The sequence below is a fragment of the Microbacterium sp. OR16 genome, from assembly GCF_047306725.1.
In the GTDB taxonomy this organism is placed as follows: domain Bacteria; phylum Actinomycetota; class Actinomycetes; order Actinomycetales; family Microbacteriaceae; genus Microbacterium.
Window position 1 is genome coordinate 103,044 of record NZ_JAZEXK010000002.1, and the last position, 22,233, is coordinate 125,276.

At 64.7% G+C, this 22,233-nt stretch carries 15 protein-coding genes and 2 pseudogenes; 4 read left to right on the forward strand and 13 right to left on the reverse strand.

What is annotated here, in order from left to right; translation table 11 throughout:
* Positions 1–27: 27 nt before the first annotated feature.
* The gene (locus V2S05_RS11115) at positions 28–5,106 is read right to left on the reverse strand and encodes an isopeptide-forming domain-containing fimbrial protein (protein WP_413635380.1); all 5,079 of its coding nucleotides are present in this window, start codon (positions 5,104–5,106) and stop codon (positions 28–30) included.
* A 519-nt stretch (positions 5,107–5,625) separates the two neighbouring features.
* Positions 5,626–6,579 carry a type I pantothenate kinase gene (gene coaA / locus V2S05_RS11120; protein WP_413635926.1) on the reverse strand — a complete coding sequence of 318 codons (954 nt, stop codon included), beginning with the start codon at positions 6,577–6,579 and terminating at the stop codon, positions 5,626–5,628.
* A 72-nt stretch (positions 6,580–6,651) separates the two neighbouring features.
* On the opposite strand from coaA, the gene V2S05_RS11125 reads away from it, so the two are divergent.
* The 3 genes from V2S05_RS11125 (at position 6,652) to V2S05_RS11135 (ending at position 10,359) form a co-directional block, all read left to right on the forward strand.
* The gene (locus V2S05_RS11125; protein ID WP_413635381.1) at positions 6,652–7,140 is read left to right on the forward strand and encodes a VanZ family protein; all 489 of its coding nucleotides are present in this window, start codon (positions 6,652–6,654) and stop codon (positions 7,138–7,140) included.
* 696 nt (positions 7,141–7,836) lie between these two features.
* Positions 7,837–9,102, forward strand: coding sequence for a nucleotide sugar dehydrogenase (locus V2S05_RS11130; RefSeq protein ID WP_413635383.1), 1,266 nt, complete (start codon positions 7,837–7,839; stop codon positions 9,100–9,102).
* Between the two features lie 24 nt (positions 9,103–9,126).
* On the forward strand, positions 9,127–10,359 hold the full coding sequence (locus V2S05_RS11135) for a glycosyltransferase family 4 protein (protein ID WP_413635384.1): 1,233 nt from the start codon (positions 9,127–9,129) through the stop codon (positions 10,357–10,359).
* Between the two features lie 63 nt (positions 10,360–10,422).
* Here the strand turns inward: V2S05_RS11135 and V2S05_RS11140 are convergent.
* Both V2S05_RS11140 and V2S05_RS11145 read right to left on the reverse strand, forming a co-directional pair.
* Positions 10,423–10,816, reverse strand: a pseudogene (locus V2S05_RS11140) (transposase); the annotation flags it as partial.
* A gap of 54 nt (positions 10,817–10,870) precedes the next feature.
* Positions 10,871–12,072: pseudogene (locus tag V2S05_RS11145) on the reverse strand (IS30 family transposase).
* A 139-nt stretch (positions 12,073–12,211) separates the two neighbouring features.
* Between V2S05_RS11145 and V2S05_RS11150 the strand changes: the two are divergent.
* Positions 12,212–12,466, forward strand: a complete 255-nt coding sequence (locus V2S05_RS11150) for an integrase core domain-containing protein (protein ID WP_413635928.1) — start codon at positions 12,212–12,214, stop codon at positions 12,464–12,466.
* On the opposite strand, the gene V2S05_RS11155 is transcribed toward V2S05_RS11150, so the two are convergent.
* From V2S05_RS11155 to V2S05_RS11195, 9 genes are all read right to left on the reverse strand, one after another.
* On the reverse strand, positions 12,450–12,752 hold the full coding sequence (locus V2S05_RS11155) for a transposase (protein ID WP_413635385.1): 303 nt from the start codon (positions 12,750–12,752) through the stop codon (positions 12,450–12,452). The two genes, V2S05_RS11150 and V2S05_RS11155, sit on opposite strands and share 17 nt — an antisense overlap.
* Before the next feature lie 40 nt (positions 12,753–12,792).
* Positions 12,793–13,992 (reverse strand): hypothetical protein, encoded by a 1,200-nt coding sequence (locus V2S05_RS11160; protein WP_413635387.1) that lies wholly within the window; start codon positions 13,990–13,992, stop codon positions 12,793–12,795.
* 154 nt (positions 13,993–14,146) lie between these two features.
* Positions 14,147–15,301 carry a lipopolysaccharide biosynthesis protein gene (locus tag V2S05_RS11165; RefSeq protein WP_413635388.1) on the reverse strand — a complete coding sequence of 385 codons (1,155 nt, stop codon included), beginning with the start codon at positions 15,299–15,301 and terminating at the stop codon, positions 14,147–14,149.
* A 27-nt stretch (positions 15,302–15,328) separates the two neighbouring features.
* Positions 15,329–16,198 (reverse strand): ATP-grasp fold amidoligase family protein, encoded by an 870-nt coding sequence (locus tag V2S05_RS11170; protein ID WP_413635389.1) that lies wholly within the window; start codon positions 16,196–16,198, stop codon positions 15,329–15,331.
* Between the two features lie 560 nt (positions 16,199–16,758).
* Entirely contained in the window at positions 16,759–17,886 is a 1,128-nt protein-coding gene (locus V2S05_RS11175; RefSeq protein WP_413635391.1) for a glycosyltransferase family 4 protein, read from the reverse strand.
* Positions 17,883–18,542 (reverse strand): acetyltransferase, encoded by a 660-nt coding sequence (locus V2S05_RS11180; RefSeq protein ID WP_413635393.1) that lies wholly within the window; start codon positions 18,540–18,542, stop codon positions 17,883–17,885. The genes V2S05_RS11175 and V2S05_RS11180 overlap by 4 nt, the downstream gene beginning before the upstream one ends.
* Entirely contained in the window at positions 18,535–19,152 is a 618-nt protein-coding gene (locus tag V2S05_RS11185; RefSeq protein WP_413635394.1) for a sugar transferase, read from the reverse strand. The genes V2S05_RS11180 and V2S05_RS11185 overlap by 8 nt, the downstream gene beginning before the upstream one ends.
* A complete protein-coding gene (locus V2S05_RS11190; protein ID WP_413635395.1) occupies positions 19,149–20,279 on the reverse strand; it encodes a DegT/DnrJ/EryC1/StrS family aminotransferase in 1,131 nt (376 codons plus the stop codon). Before V2S05_RS11190 ends, V2S05_RS11185 begins: the two co-directional genes overlap by 4 nt.
* Positions 20,272–22,164, reverse strand: a complete 1,893-nt coding sequence (locus V2S05_RS11195; RefSeq protein WP_413635396.1) for a polysaccharide biosynthesis protein — start codon at positions 22,162–22,164, stop codon at positions 20,272–20,274. The genes V2S05_RS11190 and V2S05_RS11195 overlap by 8 nt, the downstream gene beginning before the upstream one ends.
* Positions 22,165–22,233: the final 69 nt, after the last annotated feature.

The following is a 22,233-nucleotide window of genomic DNA, read 5'->3' on the forward strand; positions in this document are numbered from 1 at the left end:
GCAGTCCGGGGCCGATTCGGGTTCGGGTCAGGCGTGAGTTGCGCGGCGACGCATCACCAGCAGCACTCCCCCGCCGAGCAGCAGCAGGATCGCGAGGCCGATGGCCCACGGCGTCAGCTGCATACCGGTGAGCGCGAGCGGCGTGAGCACGGGGTGCTCGGTGCCGCTCTCGGGCGGGCTGATGGTGTCTCCACCGGGAGGCGTCGCTTCCGCCGCGGCGACGTTCTTCAGCGTCTTGCCCGCTGCCGAGTCGTGCACCGTCACTGCGTAGGTGATGCTGACGGTCTCGCCCAGGCCGAGTGCTCCTCGCCAGGTGAGCACGTTGCCCTCGACCACGGGAGCTGCCACGAGGCGATCGCCGACGACGGCTCTCACCTCGCCGCGCAGCGCAGCGTGGCGCAGCACATCCGACATGTCGTCGGTGATGACGACCTCGTCGAGGCCGGTCTCGCCGGTGTTCACCCCGGTGAGGGTGTACCTGACGGTGCTGCCGGTCGCGATCGCCGTGCCGGATGCGGGATCAGCTGTCTTCGCGAAGGTGAAGCCGGGCATGCCCACGGGGTGCTCGGTCACCGCCGGCGGCGGGGTGAGCTCAGCACCACCCGGCGGCTCGGCCACACCGGTGACGGTGTTGCCGAGCGTCTTGCCGCCGGCGTCGCCCTGCACTGTCACCGAGTACGTGATCGTCACCCGCTCCCCGATTCCGAGGGCTCCCTGCCAGGTGAGCGTGCCGTCGACGACCGTCGGAGCCGTGGCATCCGCGCCGTCGATGCGAGCGATCGCGTCGTCGTTGTAGGTGGCACCGACGAGAACTCCGCTGAGGTCGTCGGTCAGGGTCACCGGTTCGAGAACGGTCTCACCGGTGTTCACGCCCGTCACCGTGTAGGTGATGACGCTGCCCGGGTCGACGCGCGTCCCGGTCGCGGGATCGGCGCTCTTCGCCACGGTGAATCCGGGCTCGTTGACCGGATGCACGGTGGTCGCCGGCGGCGTCTCGATCGGCGGAACCCCACCGGGCGGGGTCGCGGTGCCGGTCGCGGTGTTCTCGATCAGCTCTCCTCCGGCATCCGCGTTCACGGTGACCGAGTAGGTGATCGTGACGCTCTCTCCCACCGCGAGCGCGCCACGCCAGATGAGCGTGTCGCCTACGAGGTCGAGCGCTGTGCTCGCGCCACCGGAGATCGACGCCGAGGCGTCGCCGTTGTACCGGGCGTGCGTCAGCACGGCCGACAGGTCGTCGACGATCTCGACCGGGTCGAGCGCGGTCTCACCGGTGTTCACTCCGGTCACCGTGTAGGTGATGGTGCTGCCCGGGTCGACGCGGGCGCCGCTGGCGGGGTCGGCGCTCTTCGACACCGAGAAGCCGGGCACGTTCACCGGGGTGAGCGTGGTGCTGGGCGGCGGGGTGAGCTCGTTGCCGCCGGGCGGTGTGGCCGTGCCCGTGGCGGTGTTCTGCAGCACCTCGCCGATCGCATCCGCGCCGACGGTCACCGAGTAGACCACGGTGACGGTCTGCCCGGGCTCGAGCGCATCCGCCCAGCTCAGCTCGCTGCCGTCGAAGGCTGCTGCCGGGGCCGGGTCGCCGTCGATGGTCGCGACCGCGTCGTCGTTGTAGACGGCGGTTGCGAGCACCTTCGACAGGTCATCGGCGATCCGCACCGGGTTCAGCACCGTCTCGCCGGTGTTCACGCCGGTGAGGGTGTAGGTCAGCACCTGGCCGGGGTCGACCGCGGTGCCCGAGGCAGGGTCGACCGTCTTGGCGAAGGTGAATCCGGGCTCGTTGACCGGATGCTCCGTCACGACCGTCGGGGGCTTCAGCGGTGTGCCAGGGGCGACCGGGCTGTTCGGGTCGGTCGGGTCGGTCGGCAGCAGCGGGGTCGCTGTGCCGTCGACCGCGTTGCGGACGATCTCGCCGCCGGCAGCGCCGTCCACGGTCACCGAGTAGGTGATGACCGACTGCGCACCCGGAGCCAGCACGCCCGTCCAGGTGAGTGCGTCGCCGGCGACCGCGACCTTGCCGATCGACGCGGTGGCGTCGCCGTTGTACGCGGCGTGCGCCGTGACCTCGGAGAGGTCGTCGGTGAGACTCGCCGGGTCGAGCACCGTGTCGCCCGTGTTGGTGGCGGTGACGGTGTACGTGATGACACTTCCCGGGTCGATCCGCGTGCCCGAGGCCGGGTCGGCGGTCTTGGTCACGGTGAAGCCGGGGTTGACCACGGGGTGCTCGGTGGTGGCGGGCGGCGGGCCGACCGGCTCACCGGGGGTGGTGGGGCTGTCCGGGTCGGTCGGGTCCTCCGGGATCAGCGGCGTGCCCTCGCCGGTCACCGTGTTGCGCAGCAGCACGCCGGTGGCGCCGTCGTGCACGGTGACCGAGTAGGTGATGCTGACGCGCTGACCTGGGGCGAGCGCGCCGGTCCAATCGAGCACGCTGCCGTTCACAGCTGCGGTGCCGCGCGTGGCCGCGACGTCGCCGTTGTAGTCGGCGCTGGTGAGCACTGTCGAGAGGTCGTCGATGATCGACACCGGGTCGAGCACGGTGTTGCCGGTGTTCACCGCGGTCACTGTGTAGCGGATGCTGTCGCCGGCCTGCACGGCCGTGCCCGATGCCGGGTCGGCGGTCTTGGCGACGGTGAGCCCGGTGTCGACCACCGGATGCACGGTCTGCGCCCGCGGCGGGGTGATCGGCGTGCCCGGTGTGGTGGGGCTGTTCGGGTCGGACGGGTCGGTGGGGATCCGCGGGGTGGCCGAACCGGTCGCGGTGTTCTTCAGCAGGGCGCTGTCGACGCCGCTGTTCACCGTGACGGTGTAGCGGATGCTGACCGATGCGCCCGGCGCGAGCGACCCGCTCCAGGTGAGGGTGTCGCCCGCCACCTCGACGTCGCCCGCGCTGGCGGTGACGTCGTCGTTGTAAGTGGCGTTGTCGAGCACCTTCGAGAGGTCATCGACGATCTCGGCCGGCTTGAGCACGGTGTCGCCCGTGTTCGTGCCCGTGATCGTGTAGGTGATGGTGTCGCCGGCTTCGACTGCGGTGCCGGACGCCGGGTCGGCGCTCTTGCTGATCGTGAAGCCCGATCCGATCACCGGGTGCTCGGTGGTGACCGCCGGTGGTTCGATGGGCTCGCCGGTGAGCGGCGGCCCGTCGGGGTCGGCCGGGTCGGGCGTGCTGGGCACAGCGGTGCCGGAGGCGGTGTTGCGCAGCACCTCGCCTGAGGCGTCGTCGGCGACGGTCGCCGAGTAGGTGATCGTGACCGTCGCGCCGGCCGGCAGCGTGCCGTCCCAGTTCAGCGCCGGGCCGGAGATGGTCGCCGCGCCCTCGGTCACCGGAGCGCCGTTGATCGTGGTGGCGATGTCGTCGTTGTAGGTGGCATGCGCGAGCACGTCGCTGAGGTCGTCGGTGATGCGTGCGGGTGCGAGCGCGGTGGCACCGGTGTTGGTGCCGGTCACGGTGTAGCGGATCGTCTGACCCGGCTGGACGACCGAGCCGGATGCCGGGTCGGCGGTCTTGGTGAGTTCGAAGCCGGCGACCGGGTGCTCGGTGGTCACGGCCGGCGGTTCGATGGGGGCGAAAGGCCCGGGCGGGGTTCCCGACGCGGTCACCCGGTTGGCGATGGTCTCACCCTCGACGTCGTCGTTCACGACGACCGAGTAGGTGATGGCGACGATCTGTCCGGGCTCGAGCGATCCCGTCCAGGAGAGCGTGTCGCCGGTGACGGCAGCCTCGCCGGTGCTGACGGCGGTGCCGTCGATCGTGGTGACGATGTCGTTCTGGTACTCGGCGTTCGCGAGCACGCCCGCGAGGTCGTCGGTGACACGCACCGGGTCGAGCACGGTGTTGCCGGTGTTCTCGGCCTCGACGGTGTACGTGATCGTCTGCCCCGCGACGACGGCGGTGCCGGACGCCGGGTCTGCGCTCTTGCGCAGGGCGAGGTCGGGGGTGAGCTTGGCGTTGGTGTAGGTGCAGACGACGTCGGTGCCGAGCGGACCGGACGGCTGGGTGACGGTGTTGCCGCTGACGGGGATTCGGACGGTGCCCCGGTCGCTCACCTGTTCGCAGGTCAGCGAGGCATCGTACCGGTCGAGGTCGGTGGTGCCGACCGCCGATTCGGTGAGGGTGAAGGTGTCGCCCTGGTTGACGAAGACGGGGCCGGCGTAGTCGGGCTGCAGCCCGCTCGTGTTTCCACGGGTGGTGGCCGTGGTGCGGGGCACCAGGTAGCCGGCCGGGGAGTCGATGCGCAGGCCGAACTGGTCGGTCGCTGCCTGGCGCCCACCGGGCAGATCCTTCTTCAGAGTCAGCGTGTTGGGGAAGGTGCAGCTGGCCATATCGGTCGGGCCGAAGGCGATGTCGGTCTTGCTCACCTCGCGGCCGCGAGGCAAGTCGACCTCGATGATGCGACCGCTGGTCGAGGTGAACTGCACCGAGACGAAGATGCGGCCGAGATTGCCGAAGGCGATGCCGTTGCCCTCGACGCCCTTACCCATGTCGTGCACCTGCTTGGCGTCGATCCTCGCGGTGCTCGAGGTGAGCGTGCGCGGGACGTCGGCGGAGTAGATGTACTGGTCGGCGACGAGCACCAGCTGCCCGGATGCGCTGAACGCCATGTCGCCGTTGCGGCCGAACGCCGCGCTGCCGGCAGACGGGCGCAGCGTGCCGACCTGCACGACTGCGGCCGGCGTGACCTGCTCGTTCCAGGCGAACAGCTTGATCGCGCCATCGCTGGTGCTGCTGGCGAAGTAGTAGACCTGGGTGATGGGGTTGACCGCACCGCGCAACACAGCGGAATCGAGTGTGAACCGTGTCGGGAACGTCTCGTTCTGCACCGTGTCGTGCTTGGCCAGGGTCTTGTTACGCGCCGAGTTCGTGACGGTATAGGCGTAACGCCCACCGGACGAGATGCCCAGACCGTTGTCGGAGTGGCCGGTGCCGATGCCGGTGGTGTCGAGGCGCCCGCCCCCTGCGGGATTCACCCGGAACTCGCGCACCTCGGAGTCGCTCTGCACGTACACCGAGCCTGCCTCGCACACGAAGGGCGAGGCCGCCGCCGCCGGAGGGGCGGCGACAGTGCTGGCGAAGATGAACGACGAGGCGACGAGGGTAGTGCTCGCCACTCCGCTGACGATTTTCTTCATCCGCGCCCGCCAACGCTGGTGCGGTCTCAGCGAGCCGTGGTCCGGCTGGTGGTGTGCATAGGCAGCACGAGATCTCAAGTTTGCCTCCCCTGGTGTCACGCGCGTGGGCGCGCTGGAAAGACCCCCAGCGCAGGCGACCGCCATGGCGTCGGGTGCTGACGCAGGGCGCTCGGGGTCACAGCAAGGGTGGACGACAGCGCGCAGCGGATCGGGGCACGGCGGAGGAATTCACCCCGCAAATCACCCGTTTATGGATGACGTCGCGAGGCAGACCGGGCAGATGCAACGGACGAAGTGCCGTTCCTCAAGATCAGCGCAAGATCAGCGCGAGAAATCATGAGGACTTCGTCAGGGTGCTCCCGCCGGCGCTCATTGGCGAATAGCGTGATTGGTGCGATACGGCCCTCTGGTGGGGGCGATGATCCTGGGGCTGAGTCGCCCGAGACTCAGATGATCAGCTGGGGGCCAGAGGGCCGTGCGCAGCCCGAGGCGGGTGCGTCACACCTTGCGCAGCTGCACACTTTCGACGGCGTGCTCGGCGCCCTTGCGCAGCACGAGCGTCGCGCGGTGCTTGGTGGGCATCACGTTCTCGACGAGGTTGGGCATGTTGATCTCGTTCCAGAACCCCAGCGCGGTCGCGACCGCCTCGTCGTCGTTGAGATGCGCGAACACGTTGAAGTACGACGACGGGTTGCTGAACGCGCTCTGCCGAAGGGCCAGGAAGCGGTCGATGTACCAGCGCTCGATGTGCGCGACGTCGGCGTCGACGAAGATCGAGAAGTCGAACAGGTCGCTGACCGCGACGTCGTTGGGGGCGGGCGGCGGCTGCAGCACGTTCAGCCCTTCGACGATCACCACGTCGGGGCGGCGCACCACGACGTGCGCGTCGGGCACGATGTCGTAGCGCATGTGCGAGTAGAACGGAGCGCGCACCTCGGCCGCGCCGCTCTTCACCTCGGTGAGGAACGAGATGAGCGATCGACGGTCGTACGACTCAGGAAAGCCTTTGCGATCCATCAGCCCGCGCCGCTCGAGCTCGGCGTTCGGGTAGAGGAAGCCGTCGGTCGTCACCAGCTCGACGCGCGGGGTGCCCGGCCACCGGCTCATCAGCTCGCGCAGCAGTCGGGCGATGGTCGACTTGCCGACGGCGACGGAGCCTGCCACGCCGACGACGAACGGGGTCGTCGTGTCGCTCTCCTGCAGAAACGCGCTGGTCGCCGCGCCGAGCTCACGTGTCGAGCTGGCGTACAAGCTGAGCAGGCGGCTCAGCGGCAGGTAGACCTCGCGCACCTCGGTGATGTCGAGGCGGTCGCCGATACCCCGGATGCCGACCACCTCGGTCTCGGTGAGTGGCTGATCGATCCCCGCGGCGAGGCGCGCCCAATCGGCGCGGTCGATCTCGCGATACGGAGACAGCGGCAGCGTCGGATCGATGGCGGTCACGCGGTACATCGTATCGGCGGCAGGGCGACGGATGCCGGGGCGCGGCGACAACGCTCAGGCACCGTCGCTACGCTCGACGGTATGACCGCCCCCACCCGAACGCCCGAGCGCCAGCGCGCACGGGTCTACGCGTGGGCACCCCCGGCACGACGCCGCCCTCCGGTGATGCGCGTGCTGCCGAACCTGCTGCTCGGGCCCTATGCGCTGAGCGTCTTCTTGATCACCCTGCTGCCTGCCTCACAGGCAGGCAAAGTCACGGGCGTCGTCGACGCGCTCGCCAGCTGGATCGATGCGCGAGTGCCGCAGCTTCAGTCTTATGCCCTCCTGGAGTTCCTCGCCAACGTCGCGCTGTTCGTGCCGCTGGGCGTGCTGCTGCGCTGGGGCTGGCCGCGGGTGCCGTGGTGGATGATCACCCTAGTGGGCCTCGCCATGACGGTGACGATCGAATCAGTGCAGACGATGCTGCCCTCGCGGTTCCCCGCCATCTCGGATGTCATCGCGAACACCGCGGGTACCGCCGTCGGAGGGCTGTTGGTCACGATTCAGGCGAAAGTGTTCCGTCGGCGTTGAGGCAGCGCGCCCACACCGCTCCTCGCACACGCCTCCGAGTCGAGCGAGTAGCGAGTCCGACAAGGAGCCGGGCGAATGCCCCGGAGGTCCGCTTAATCAAGCCGATAAGTCACGTTGCGGGCCCCCGATCGCGTACGGATCGGCGGTCACCTTCGACGCCGCCGAACTCGACCCGCGCCGAGCCCTGTTACGGCGTGCGCACCGATCGAGAGTAGCCCCGCTCGAGGCTCTAGCGCATGGCCGGAGGCGCTGATCTCACGAGGACGAAACAACGGAAGTAAGCAGCGATAGCATCGCGCAGCCGGCCAGCCAGCCAGCCAGCCAGCAACCGAAGTCCAGTCGCCGGCTCTTCCGCCGGAATGGTGCATTGGACGAAATTGCGGCACAGTCATCTGGTCATGGCGTTGACAGGAGCGACGCAGACCGCGACCTCATCGAGCGAAGTCGTACCACCCGCGTCGGACCAGACTTCCAGTGGAGGTGTAGCGCAGTGAGAACTGGTTCTGTCTAAGCAGTTTCTCCGGCAATGACGTGCCGAGCAGCAACTGCGCCGAACTGCAACGGTCACGGCCGCTGCGAGCGACATCGGCGGTTTCGCACCTTCTGCGCCGACGTGCACGAGCGACTCTTCCGCTTCTATATGCTGGCGTATGCTGTCCCGCACGCTGCAGCGCACGCTCCTACCGAAAGGTGTTCATGTCCGAGCCTCAGAAGGTCGTCGTCATTGGTCAAGGATATGTGGGCCTTCCCGTCGCCATGCGAGCCGTCGACGCGGGTTTTAACGTCGTAGGCCTGGATATCGATGAGCGACGCGTCACTGCGCTGGCAGCCGGGGTTTCCTTTGTCGAAGACATTAGCAACGAAGAGCTGTCTGCGGCCCTGTCCACCGGCCGCTACCTCGCATCTACAAGCTACGAGGACGCGGCCAGCTTTGATGTGGCCGTCATCAGCGTGCCGACCCCGCTGCGCGAGACGCTCCCCGATCTCTCCTTCATCGAGGAGGCAGGCCGCTCGCTCGCGAACCACCTGACGCCGGGCGCGACAGTGATCCTCGAATCTACGACATATCCGGGGACCACCGAAGAGCTGTTGATTCCGATCCTCGAGCAAGGTAGCGGGCTCACCGCTGGTCGCGACTTCCATGTTGGCTACTCTCCGGAGCGGATCGACCCCGGCAACCAGCGCTGGAATCTGAAGACTACGCCGAAGGTTGTATCGGGAATCGACGAGAAGTCCCTCGAGCGGGTTAAGGGGTTTTTCGACCGCATCATCGATCAGACTGTGCCGGTTTCGGGAACCCGCGAGGCAGAATTGACGAAACTGCTTGAGAACACGTTCCGTCACGTCAACATTGCCCTCGTCAACGAGCTGGCGGTGTTCGCGAATCAGCTCGGCGTCAACGTGTGGGAGTCGATCGACGCCGCCGCCACGAAGCCGTTCGGATTCATGAAATTCACCCCGGGCCCCGGCGTGGGCGGCCACTGCCTTCCTGTAGATCCCAGCTACCTCTCCTGGCAAGTGCGTCAGCAGCTTGGACAGTCGTTCCGGTTCGTTGAGTTAGCCAACGACGTGAACGAGCATATGCCCAACTACGTTGTCGAACGTCTCACGAACATGTTGAACGACGACAAGAAGGCTCTCAACGGTGCTCGGGTCCTGATCATCGGACTGTCTTACAAGAAGAACACCGGAGACGTGCGAGAGGCGCCGGGTCTTCGGCTTCTCCCGTTGTTGCAGCAGCGCGGCGCAACCCTGATCGCGGCTGACCCGCACGTCGTGGAACACCGTTGGCCGATGGACGTCGAGCGGGTCGACCTCAGTCAGGACATACTGAACTCAGCGGATGTCGCTGTCCTGGTCACCGACCATGACGACTTCGATCTGTCGGTGATCTCCGGAACGACCACCCCGGTTCTCGACACCCGCAACGTCGCCGCGGGCGATCGTGTGACACGTCTCTGATCTTTCCGCAATAGAGGAGGTTCTATGCGGATCGTCTACCTGCACCAGTACTTCAACACGCCCGAGCAGCACGGAAGCACGCGTTCATACGAGTTCGCGCGACGGCTGGCCGCGCGTGGGCACGATGTTCACATCGTCACATCCGAGCGCGGCGAACGTACGTCGGGTAAATGGTCCACGACCGCGGTGGAGGGCTTCACTGTGCATTGGCGACATGTGCCCTACAGCAACGACATGAGCGCCGCGAGTCGATTGAAGGCCTTCGCGACGTTCGCGATGGCGGCTGCAGGTCAAGCCCGACGCTTACGAGGAGACGTCGTCTTCGCGACAAGCACACCTCTGACGATTTTCGTGCCCGCGTGGTATGCGGTCGCTTTTCGTCGAACTCCCCTAGTATTTGAGATCCGCGACTCCTGGCCAAGTGTCCCAATAGCTCTGGGTTACCTCCGCAATCCCGTCGCTCAGTTCCTGGCGCGGTGTTTGGAACGCAAGGCTTACCGCCGCTCGGCCCACATCATCGCCCTTTCCCCCGGCATGAAAGAAGAGGCTTGTCTTCACGGAGCTCGGCCCGATCGCGTGACGGTCATCCCCAACGCCGCCGATGTCGGCCTTTTCGATGTCGATCAGTCGGCCGGTGTTGCTTGGCGTGATTCCCACGAAATTGCTCGTGACGTCCCACTGGTGGTTTACGCCGGGACGCTAGGTGCCGCGAACGAGGTCGAGTACCTGGTCAACGTCGCGGCCGAGGCGCGATCCCTGAACCCGCAAGTAGTCTTCGCGATCATGGGGACCGGTGCCCGGGAGGAGAACATTCGCGACCTTGCGGCCCGTAAGGGTCTCCTCAACACTACTGTGCGGCTTATGCGGCCCGTGCCCAAGAACGAGATCCCGGCATTCTTCTCTGCCGCGGACATCACCACATCAGTCGTCACAGACAATGCAGCAATGAACGCGAACAGCGCTAATAAGTTCTTTGACTCTCTCGCTGCCGGGCGCTCCATTGCTATTAACCATGGAGGCTGGCAGGCGGAGCTGATCCAGGAGCGGGGCGTCGGCCTTGTTCTCGACAGGCATGACTATTCGGCGGCGGCACGACAGCTAGTCGAGTTCGTTGAGGACTCCTCACGTCTCCTCGAGGCCGGCCAGCAAGCATTGGCGCTTGCCAAGAGCCAATTCTCAAGGGACGACCTGGCCGCTCGCCTTGCTGATGTTTTGGAGAGCGTGAGCTCGTCACGCGATAACCGACTCACCGGGTAGGACCGCTCCTACTGCGCACGACTATCACTAGGGACTGCTGCACGAATAGGCGACAGGTTGTAGTCACGCCGCCAGTGCGACGGTCGTGTTCGTGATGGTCTCGAACTCGATGGGCGTCAAACGGCCCAGGCGGGGCTGGCGTCGGCGGCGGTGGTAGGTCCGTTCGATCCAGGTGACGATGGCGATGCGCAGTTGCTCGGCGAGTGGTCCAGGAGCGGCGGTTGAGGACGTTCTTCTGCAGCAGCGCGAAGAAGCTTTCCATGGCGGCGTTGTCTCCGCTCGACCCGACTCTGCCCATACTTCCGACCATGTGATGACGGGTGAGCGCGCGCCGGAATTTTCGGCTTCGGAACTGAGATCCTCGGTCCGAATGAACCACGCAACCGGCGACATCACCGCGCATCGCGACCGCGTTCTCGAGCGCTTGGACGGCCAGTCGGGACTTCATCCTCGAGTTGTCGGCGCTCGCTGAAGTTCCTCAGTTTTGCTCGGCGGGTTCCAGCGGTCGTCGCTACACGGCTCTCTGCTGACGGCTAGCGAAGAGTGCGTGTGGTGTCTTCCAGCCGAGCGTCTTGCGGGGTCGCCGGTTGAGCTCACCGCTGACCTGCTGGAGGTCCTCGGCCGTGTGGACGCGGAGATTCGTGCCCTTCGGGAAGTAGTCGCGTAGGAGCCCGTTGGTGTTCTCGTTCGAGGGCCTTTGCCAGGGCTTGCCGGGGTCGCAGAAGTAGACCGGCATGCCGACCGTTTCCGCGACGGTGTGGTGGTGGCTCATCTCGCTGCCCTGATCCCACGTCAGCGACCGCCGCATCTGCGGCGGGAGCGCGCTGAACGTTGCGATGAGCTGGTCCCGGACGGCGCCCGATCGGGATTCGCCGTCGAGGTGGAGCAGGATCGTGTACCGGGAAGTGCGCTCGACGAGGGTGCCGATCGCGGACCGGTTGTACGCGCCGACGATGCAGTCGCCTTCCCACTGGCCAGGCTCGACCCGTTCCAACACTTCGGCTGGTCTCTGGTCGATCGGGGTGATTGGCACGATGAACCGTGGCCGGCGCTGATCACCGCGGCGGCGAGGACGTCGATGCGGGCGCCCGGTGCGCAGCACGGTCCGCGGATCCCGCGCGATCACGCGGGTCGGCGCGTAAAGCGCTTGATAGATCGTCTCCACCGCGATCGGCGATCCATGCTGCGTCGCGAGCTCGTGCGCGATCTGCTCAGGACTCCAATGCTCGTCGAGATGCTTCTGCACCAGCCCCGAAGCGCGGCGTCCATCTCCAGCCTTCGAGGCTTCGGACGCGGGCGGCGAGTTCGCATGAGCGCGTGCGCCGCGATCGGGTGATAGACACCATCGCTGGCACGGTTGCGCGTCAGCTCCCGAGCGACGGTCGAGACCGCTCGCCCCAGCTCCGTCGCGATCGCGCGCGCCGACTTCCCCGCCCGGTGGCCGTCGGCGATGACGACTCGCTCGGCTTCACTCAGATACCGGTCGGACTCGGCCTTGCCCTGGAACCGCCCGATGACCGGCTCGACGATCCGCGTGCCTTTGGAGGTGACGATTGCGCCGCCGTTCTTCCTCCAGTGCCCAGTCTTGCGGTCGATCCCGAGACGCCGGCACGCCTCCGAGATCGACACTCCCTGCTGAAGCAACTTCGTGAACGACCGCTGCTTGTCCACCATCGGCTGCCGTCCTGGACGACGCGTTGAACCAGATCTCATACCCACCCATTTACCTCAGGTGTAGCGACGATCCCTGGAACCCGCCGAGCAAAACTGAGGAACTTCAGCGAGCGCCGTCACCGATGCGGGCAGCGTCTACACGTCAATAGCTTTCACCGATCGGCTCGTCGACGAAGGCATCGACCCCTCGGTCCGGTCCGTCGGTGACGCCTACGATAACTCGCTCGCGGAGTCGCAGATCGGGCTCTACAAGTCCGAACTCATCCACCACGAGGGTCCCTGGCGGGACGTCGATCAGGTCGAGGCGGCGACCGCGTCCTGGGCGCTTTGGTTCAACACTGAACGCACCCACGGCTCCATCGACGACCTCACACCCCTCGAGGTCGAGCAACTCGACTACGCTCGCAACGAACCGGTCACGAGAGCCGGCTGACACCAGCAAAACACTCTCCGGACATGCCGGGGCGAGTCAGGAGCACCTCGTTCTCCTGCTCGAGCAGCCGGTTCCGCTTCCGCAGCTCACGGATCTCGGCAGCCTCGGGGCGGGTCTGACCGGGCTTGGCGCCCTCGTCGACGTCGGCGCGGCGCAGCCATTTTTGCAGCGTCATCGGGTGGACACCGAAGTCCTTCGCGATCTGCTCGATGGTCACGCCAGGCTCGCGACCCCGGGCAACGCGAACCACGTCGTCACGGAGCTCGCTCGGGTAGGGCTTGGGCACAGCAACATCCTCCCAGGCCCACCCCCACGGGCAAGCCAGATCAGATGTCACCTATTCGTGCAGCAGTCCCCGCTGGCCCGGCCCACCCGTTGCTAGTTTCGCCCATGTGCGCAAACTGTGCGAAGCACAGAGCGACGAGGAGAGTGCCGCTGAAGCCTACGAAGAAGCCGTTCGGTTCGATGAAAGCCGTAGCCAGAGCGACGGCGGCGATCATTCGGAAAACCATGGGGATTCGCTTCGAAGCGAAGAACATCATGTAGGCGAGGAAGAGGCACACGACGCTGGTGGCGAAGAAGCCGAATGGGCCGACGTCCACTCCTGACGTCAATGGCGCGATGTGTGGGTTGAGGTACTGCCTTGTCGCTGGGTCGACGCCAAGAAGCCCGCCGGCCGAGAAGGCATCCCAGGCTGCTGAGTTGCGGATGCCGCGCCCGGATGACAAATCGGTCACCCCTGGCACGTCAGATCGTAAGACGTAGTCGAGCAGTGCGGAAAACACGCCGCTGAAATGGAGGGCGGGGATTCCGACAAGCAGAAGTCCGAGTCCGGCCAGAGGTCGGCGAGCCAGGATCGTTAACCCAAACACCGTCAGCGCCGCAAGGAGGCCCGCGACACCGACCCGGCCCTGAGAGAAGAACAAGGCCACGAGAAGCGGCGTCGCCAACAGCACCCGCAGCACAGCTCGCTGCTCGGCCCACGCCCAGCGCGTGATGACGACGCAAAGGGCGACCGCGAGGAAGGGCGCGACCTTCGTGCTACTAAAGCTGAACCCTGAGTACCGGAAGCCCCAGTCACTTGGGACGCCCAAGTACGGGAGCCCATTGACCTGAAGGATGATATCGATGGCGCTCAGCGCGCAACCGGCCACGAATCCCAGCATGATCCAACGGTGGTGATACATCTTTCTGACCACGAGGAACGCCGCGAGCGGCGAAACGAAAGCCACGGCACCTGTGAACAAATCGCTGTCGAAAACGATGCTCTTGACGATCGCGAGCGCGCCCGAGGTCATCAGCAGCAGGGTCACGAAGCTCAGCAGGGTGTTCAAGTTGCGCCCGCGGGGGCGTGATCGGGCGGACAGCACAATCACGATAGCCAATCCGTAGCGGAGCAGGTCGAACAGGATAGGCGGGACACCCGTGACCGTGTCGATCGGCAGCACCAGCCCTAGCAGGAAGTAGGGCGCAAGGGAGACGCGGGTTCGCTCGTCCTTCGGCAATCGATGTCGCTGAGTCTTCACGGGTCGATCCCCGATGGAATCAGTGGTTCGCGTCACCCGATCATCGTACTGGCGACCGCGTGCTCGTCTGACTCTTATTCTTCGATGATGCTGACGAACGTAGTCAGGAGCAGAGCGATCACCCTCCCCGTGAGCAGGCGATGAGCAGAGCGATCTACCGTTCTCGGGTGCCGCCTTGAGTCCGTCGATGAGCCGACGCGAGCATCAGCCAGAGCAAGAGTTGAGCACCTAGCATGGAGACGGCCAGCCCAAGCGGCCCGACAACAGCGCCAGCAATGAATCCGACTGCGAGAGCGCTCGGCATCAGGATAGCTCTGATTTTCGCGACGGTGAAGCCGTCGCCGGCAGCGAAAAAGTGAGAAACGTACACTTGTGTGATTGCTGCGACAGCGGTGGAGATGGTGAGGACTGTCGCCACCCATGCAGCGCCGATGTAGTCGGGGCCCAGCACGAACTCGGCGGTAAACCCAACTACCGGACTGAGCGCACCCAAGAGCATAGCGAGAATACACATGGACCGGCGCGACTGCCGGAATAGTCCTTCCCGCGCGTCGACGGCGTGACGATCTGCGAGCCGCGGCGTGAGCACCGACAACGCCGCTACTGCGAACGTATTGAGAGGACTCGACACTCTTGCCGCCGCCGAGTAGATACCGGCCTGCGCGGGACTCAGGGCCATCGACGCCACAACGACATCCAACGTTTGGAGCTTTGCCAACACAGTTGCAGACCACAACGGAACTGACGCGCGCGCTATAAGGCGAAATGGGACAGGACTCGCTAGTGTGCCCTTCAAGAACACGCCGGCTATGACGCAGATGGTGGAGGCGGCCACGACTACCCCCACCAGTGTCTCGTTCATGAGAAAACCACAGGTTACACCAAGGAGCATGATCAGACGCCGCGCGACCATGGCGACCTGCGCTCGTGCAGCACGAGATGAACCGTACAGCAGAGACTCGACCGCTTCACCGATCGACTCTGAGGCCGCGTACAGGACAGCAGCCGTGATGGCGAGGAGCGCTGTATGTCCAAGAAGTACATACGCCACCAACCCCGTACAAGTGGCACTGCTGAACACGATCGGCCAACGCAACAGTGCGATAGAGGCGGCAACCCCGCGCGGATTTTCAAAAGCGGAGATTCGCAATGCGAGTGAACTCAACCCCAATCCGCCAAGCACCGCAACCATAGCGCCGCTCGCGCTCACCGCGGCGAACTGCCCAAATTCTTGAGCACCTAGAACGCGAGTAAGTGCAAGTAAAGTGACCGCTTGAATCAACGACGAGATGACCCGGATGGTCGCCACGGACGCCACCAATCTCCGCACGATCCATCACCTCTCTGGCGAGCTTGTCAACGACTGCGGCAGAATCCAGTGAGACCCCATCTCCGCATCGAGCTTTTCAGGCCACGGCGACAATCCACCGCCGGGATAGACCGTCAATTCGCCGAAGTAAACCTCCCCCTCCCAGACGTAGAGATCGACGCGAACAAAGTCGAAGTCTTCACCCAGCGCCTCCGCAATATCCAACAACTTCGTCAGAATAGGTGGAGGCGCTTGCGGAGTACCCCGAGGCACACCAAAAGCCTCTGGACGAGGAACCCATTCTCGTGTATACAGCACTCGCGTGTGCGACCCGAATCTTCCTGAATCGAGCTGTATCATCTGGACTCGGCCATCGAACACGAAGAACTTGTAGTCGGAAAGAGACTCTTCGGGGCCTCCAATCCTCTCCTCAAGGAGCAGCTCCCGAGGAGCTTCCCGATACGCCCAAAGCTTCGACGTGCGATACTCTCTCTCTCTCAGCAGCTTTTCTGGCGCGTAGCGCAACGCCGAGACATCGAACTTGCCTCGCAGACCCAGCTCGACGCCGCCACTGCGATGACTGGGCTTCAAGACCCAATTGAAATCGAGTTCACGGCCATGCATGTCCCCGATATTGCGGCCATGCCAGTAGGTACGCGGGATCCGTAAACCAGGAATATTCTTCGATGAGGCGTATTCCTTCGACAGAACCTTGGACGAAGCCTCCACCAGAAGCATTCTGCGGTCGCGAAGAATGCGGACATTCAGTTTTTCTTGAAAAGTCCGCGGGAACCGCGTGTTCGGAAATCGATGAAACCGGTGGAGATACAGCAACCGGCGCGCCGCTGGCGCGGGAAGCGCCGCAATCAACCGGCGGATCAGCGAAGAGAAGCTCATGGGCACGCCTCCGCGTGAATGATAGCTGGGCGGATTCCGCCAGCCAGCCACGAATAAGATGCATCGACATTGCAGCTGGAGGATCGTCCAAAAATAGCTAGGTATAGATTCGTCATTACCCTCGTCCACTCTACTCAGGGGCAAGCACCATCGGAATTATCGATAGGACAGCGATTTTAGTGTATTCGACAGAGAAGCCCAGCCTCCCGAAGTTGAAATAGTCATAAGGCGGCACCACATAGTCGCGACACCCGACCATGAACAGAATGAGGCATGTAGAGCCTAAAAACACTAGGAGTAGACGCACTAGAAGGAAGGCTGAAATGCCGACCGTTGAGGATAGTCCACCCTGTCGTTGAGCAACGTCAGTCATCTGGCCTACGCCTCCTCCATGGGCGACGCCCGTTCGCAGGAGTCGTGACGCTCGGCTACACACATGTTCATTATCAGGGTCCGGCAGTGAATAAGATCCTCGCGCAAGGCCCAAGTAGCGGTTTATTTCCTCGTCGGCGCGAGCTGCGCAACTGCGCTGTCCTTCCACCGAGACCGGATCCTCCGACTCACTCATCGAGCATCGAAACGAGGGCAGCCACGACCGCTCGCGCGTGAATATCGGCGGAATAGCGAGATTTCACTACGCGAATCCCGTTCTCCGAGAGCCGCCGGTATGTCAAGCTGTCAGTCCGGCTGGCAACAACCAGCGCTCGCTTGAGCCCATTCACGCCTTGCGAGGCCGAGTACAAAATGCCGGTCTCACGATGTCGCACTGCCTCAAGCTCCGGCCCACTCTGTGGATCGCCCTCCGCCGCGACAACCGGCACACCGAAACCGAGTGCCTGAATCACGTTGAGCCCAGAAGCCCCGGGCGAAACGGCAAACTCTACGTCGCCGTACAACTTCTGCAGTTTATACGGATCGTACACAGCGCCGTGGAAGGTAATGCACATAGAGCCATTCGAGAGCTCCTGCAATCGCGTGGCTTCAGGCCCATCGCCGACGATGTCGAGATGAACACCGTATCCTTCTGCGGAAAGGGCGCGGACAGCAACAATCAGACGGTCAACACAGTGGCGAGGAGTCAGGCGACCAGAGTACATCAGCCGAAGAGTGTTACTTTGCGTGCGCCGCGAATCACGAACCTTCTGGGCCGCAATAACGTCTCCAGGATAGATGCTGTTGTAGACCGGAATAAATCTGTTTGACTCGAGCCCCACGGAGGCCGCATATGCGACAGCCCAGTTTCCATAGGTGAGATGCGCATCTGCACACCTATAGAAGAACTTGCGCAATGCGAGCTTCACGCCAGACTCCGGGCGCTTCCAAGCGTGGCCCCAGAACACCACCCTGCGACGACGGATGCGGGCGATTGCGATTGCGACCCAGTTCGACAGCCCGTAAACATTCCCCTCGATGACGATCGCCCGTGCGGATGTCCGGCATACCGCTCCCACCAATCCGCGATCCCAATATAGTGCGCGAAGCACTGGAACTCTCCGCAGTTCCTGCACGTGCTCGAGCACCGCGTCCGATGCTGCGACGGGATCAGCCGTCGCAGAGGCAGAATGATTCACCCGTCCGACGAGCTCGAAGTCGATTTCGGTTTGAGCGAGAAGCGCACGCACGAACGGTGCACGGTAGTGGCTGACCGAGGGCTGGACCGCGAGGAGCACTCTCAAGTTTTCGCTCATGATGACGCTCCCATTGGGCGCGCGGGGATCCCGACTACTGTGGCACCGGCCGGTACGTCCTTGGTCACACACGCCCCTGCTCCCACGGTCGCTTCCGCTCCTACGACGATTCCCTGAAGGACCACGGAAGCTGCCCCGAGCATTGTCTCGCGCCGAACGACGACGTTGCCCGACACAACGGCACCCGGGTTGACCGACACGTAGTCGCGTAGCTCCGCATCGTGCCCGATGATGCTTCCCGGGTTGAGATGCACATGATCGCCGATCGTCACATTCGTCGAGATCTGAACCCCCGAGGCCACGACGACTCCCAGCCCGATCGATCCACCCCAGCCGACGACCGCTTTCGGGTGGATGACAGTCGCTGTTTGCAGCCCTGCAGCAAGCAACCGCGCTGTTACTGCCCTGCGAAGTGCAGGTCTGCCGATCGCGACCACGAAACGTGTCTCGTTCGAAGCCTCATTGAGCAACGCCTCTTCATCGCCGATAAAGCGCACGTTGCGGTCGGCGAGGCGTTGCAGATCGACGGCTCGAGGGCTGGCATCTACAACGCCACTTAGCACGATGTTCGCTCCCGCCGCGCGCGAAGCCTCGATTACGTCGAGCGTTTCGCGTCCGAAGCCGCCGGCCCCGATCACGACGATCTGCTCAGTCATCATGATCTCCGAACTTCTTCGCCGTCACATGCCCTTTCGCGGAGATGCCCTCTCGTTTGATCACGGATCGCACAGTGGCTGCCACGATGCGCAGGTCGAGAGCCAAACTGCGCCGGTCAACGTAGCGCACGTCCTGCTCAAACTTGTTCTCCCAGGAGATGGCGTTGCGACCGGTCACCTGTGCGAGACCGGTGATACCGGGCCGGACCTCGTGGCGGCGCGCCTGCTCGGGTGTGTACCGTGCGAGATACTCGACCAGCAGGGGCCGGGGCCCCACTACGCTCATGTCACCGCGCAGCACGTTCCACAAGCTCGGCAGCTCGTCGAGGCTTGTCGAGCGAAGGCGAATACCGAACGGCGTGAGTCGATCAGCATCCGTCATCCAACCAAGTGACTCATCGATGGCGCGCATGGAGCGAAACTTGTAAAGCGTGAAGATGCGCCCGTCCTTGCCGGGCCGTTCCTGAGCGAAGATCACCGGCCTGCCGAGCTTCGCCGCGACAAGCAGTGCAGTAGCTGCGATCACTGGCGAAAGGATGACCAAACCCGCAGCAGAGGCAATGATGTCAAGTCCACGCTTGATCGCATCGTACGAGCATGGTCCGGTCATCCCTGCAAGAACTCCACGACGGCAGCAATCACATGCGCGCGCTGCTCCGCTGTTAGCGCAGAACCACTCGGCAGCGTCAAACCGCGACGGAAGAGCTGCTCGGACGCCCCGTTTGTCAGACCTCGGCGTGTCTTAAACACCGGCTGGCAATGCATCGGCTTCCACAGCGGGCGGCTCTCGATGTTTTCTGCGGTGAGTGCGGCAGACAACTCTGCCGGTTCCCAGCCGGTGACCGCCGAATCCACGAGTATCGACGTCAACCACACGTTGTCGTTCTCGTCGCCCGCGGCGCCGAACACCTCGACGCCGTCCACGTCGGCGAACAGCTGCTTGTACAGCTCACGCATCTCGCGGCGACGCGCGATCATCTCGTCAAGCCGCGAAAGCTGCGCGCGCCCGAGGGCCGCGAGCAGGTTGCTCATGCGGTAGTTGTAACCGACATCCGTGTGCTCGTAGTGCACCACGGGCTGCCGGGCCTGGGTGGCCAGGTAGCGCACATGCTTCGCGAAGTCTTCGTCGTCGGTCAGCAGCATCCCGCCGCCCGACGTGGTCATGATCTTGTTGCCGTTGAACGACACGATCGACGCGCGACCGAAGCTGCCGGCGGCTTTCCCCTTATGCGTGGCGCCGAGTGACTCGGCGGCATCGGCGAGCACTGGCACGCCGAACTCGTCGGCGATCGCGAGAATGCGGGTGTAGTCGACGGCCTTGCCCAGTAGATCGACGGGCACGATCGCCGCGACCTTCTCTCCCGTGTCGCGAAGCGTGGTGAGCGCCTGCCGCAGCAGGTCGGGATCCATGTTGCCGGTGGCGAGCTCAGCATCCACGAAGTACGGCTCTGCACCGGTGTAAACGATGGCGTTGGCTGTTGCAGCGAAGGTCATCGTCGAGGTGATGACGACGTCTCCAGGCCCCACGCCGAGCGTCAGCAGGCCGAGGTGCAGCGCCGCTGTTCCCGAGCTGAGGGCGACGCCGTGCGCGACGCCGACACGCTCGGCGACCTCGCGCTCGAAGGCGTCGACGTCGGGGCCGAGCGGGGCGATCCAGCCCGAGCGCATGGCGGCGACGACCGCCTGCTCTTCGAGATCGGTGATGTCGGGAGACGACATGTAGATGCGTTCAGCCATTCGATGAAGCCTTGTCCAGGTTGAGGGGCTCGATCACCGAGGTGTCGTTGTTGCGCGGCTCTGTCGCCATACGTGCGTGCCACCCCGCCTTGTCCAGACGCTCGGGGCTGATCGGGTCGGCGCGCGTGTGCGACACCTGCGGGTGGAAGGGGCGTGCGAGGTTCTCACGGTCACCGACGAGCTCTTCGTGCAGCTTCTCGCCGTTGCGCAGCCCGGTGAAGATGATCTCGATGTGCTTGCCCGACATCGCGATCATGCGCTTGGCCACCTCGAGAATCGACACCGGCTCGCCCATGTCGAGAATCAGCACCTCACCGGGCCGCCCGATGCCACCGGCCTGGATCACGAGCTGGCAGGCCTCGGGGATGGTCATGAAGTACCGCGTCGCCTCGGGGTGCGTCACTGTCAGCGGCTTTCCCTCGCGGATCAGCGTCTGGAAGGTCGGCAGCATCGATCCGCGGCTGCCGATCACGTTGCCGAACCGCACCGACACGTAGTTTGCGCCGGTCTCTGCTGCGGCCCACGCGGTGAGCTTTTCGGCCACCCGCTTGGAATGCCCGAGCACGCTCGTCGGGTTGGCGGCCTTGTCGGTGGAGATGTTCACGAAGTGCTCGACGCCGACGCTCATCGCGGCGTTCAGCACGTTGAGGGTACCGAGCACATTGGTCTTCCACGCCTCATCGGGATACTGCTCGAGCATGGGCAGATGCTTGAGCGCTGCGGCGTGGAACACCACTTCGGGGCGACGGTCGTCGAAGATCTCGTGGATGACCGCGGCGTCGCGGATGTTCGCCAGCACGACATCCCTCGTGTCGAGGAGACCGTGCCCCGAAACCGCGAGCTGCGCGATCTGCAGACCCGTCTCGTCGCGGTCGAGCATGATCAGCTCGCTCGGACCGAACTTCGCGAGCTGACGGCAGAGCTCCGAACCGATCGACCCACCGGCGCCGGTGACGAGCACGCGCTTGCCGGTGATGTACCCCGCGATGAGCTCGACGTTGGTGTCGACCGGGTGGCGGCCGATCAGGTCTTCGATGCTGATGTCACGCACATCGGTCGCCGCCTTCTCGCCCGAGGTGAGGGCGTTGAGCGAGGGCGTCACGGCGACCCGCAGTCCGACGCGTTCGGCGCGGTCGCTGATGGTGCGAAGCATGACACTGTCGGACTGGCCGATGGCCACGACCACCATGGTGGCGCCGGTACGTTCTGCGGCCTCGGCGATGCCCGACGTGCGCCCCACCACGGGCACGCCCCGCAGCACGAGGTTCTTCTTCGCGGGGTCGTCGTCGAGCAGCCCGACGGGCCGGATGGGCGAGGTCGGGTCGGTGGTCATGTTGTGCAGCAGCCGGTCGGCCAGATATCCGGCCCCGATGATCAGCGCGGGTTCGGCGTCGTCGCCCGGTTTGCGCGAGCGGTCGAGCATGAGTCGAGCCATGTAGCGAACGCCGAACGTCAGCAGCAGCACGATCGGCGCGGCCAGGAACATCGTTCCGCGCGGCACGTTCACGGCGCCGCCGAAGACGACGATGATCAGGCCCAGCACCATCGTGATCGCCAGCACGATCACACCCAGCAGCCGCACCTCGTCGAACGAGCCGTAGGTGTGCCGACCGCGGTAGAGCTTACTCGCGTAGCCGCTCGCGACATGGATGCCCGCCGCGACCGTGCCGAGGGCGAGGGTGGCCAGCCAGCCCGGCAGCGGCATCTCGAACTCGAAGCGCAGCGCGACCGCGAGCAGCACCCCCGCTTCCCACGCGAAGGCGTCTACGAAAGCCGCTGCCGCTCGCCGGCGGCGCTGCGGCACCGTCGCTTCAGCACGCGCGCTGCCGACGACTCCGACTTCACCGGTGTCCGGTGCGGCGGTTCCCCGGTGCTCACCCTGCATGAGCCATCCCCCCGATATTCACGACAAACTCTCAGAAACATTTTCTCACACGTTTCGGGTCTACCCAAC

Excerpts from the sequence above, each read along its gene's own strand:
- coaA (WP_413635926.1), bottom strand. The coding sequence starts at position 6,579 with ATGTACCGCGTGACCGCCATCGATCCGACGCTGCCGCTGTCTCCGTAT.
- V2S05_RS11125 (WP_413635381.1), top strand. The coding sequence starts at position 6,652 with ATGACCGCCCCCACCCGAACGCCCGAGCGCCAGCGCGCACGGGTCTAC.
- V2S05_RS11130 (WP_413635383.1), top strand. The coding sequence starts at position 7,837 with ATGTCCGAGCCTCAGAAGGTCGTCGTCATTGGTCAAGGATATGTGGGC.
- V2S05_RS11135 (WP_413635384.1), top strand. The coding sequence starts at position 9,127 with ATGCGGATCGTCTACCTGCACCAGTACTTCAACACGCCCGAGCAGCAC.
- V2S05_RS11170 (WP_413635389.1), bottom strand. The coding sequence starts at position 16,198 with ATGAGCTTCTCTTCGCTGATCCGCCGGTTGATTGCGGCGCTTCCCGCG.
- V2S05_RS11175 (WP_413635391.1), bottom strand. The coding sequence starts at position 17,886 with ATGAGCGAAAACTTGAGAGTGCTCCTCGCGGTCCAGCCCTCGGTCAGC.
- V2S05_RS11180 (WP_413635393.1), bottom strand. The coding sequence starts at position 18,542 with ATGACTGAGCAGATCGTCGTGATCGGGGCCGGCGGCTTCGGACGCGAA.
- V2S05_RS11185 (WP_413635394.1), bottom strand. The coding sequence starts at position 19,152 with ATGACCGGACCATGCTCGTACGATGCGATCAAGCGTGGACTTGACATC.
- V2S05_RS11190 (WP_413635395.1), bottom strand. The coding sequence starts at position 20,279 with ATGGCTGAACGCATCTACATGTCGTCTCCCGACATCACCGATCTCGAA.
- V2S05_RS11195 (WP_413635396.1), bottom strand. The coding sequence starts at position 22,164 with ATGCAGGGTGAGCACCGGGGAACCGCCGCACCGGACACCGGTGAAGTC.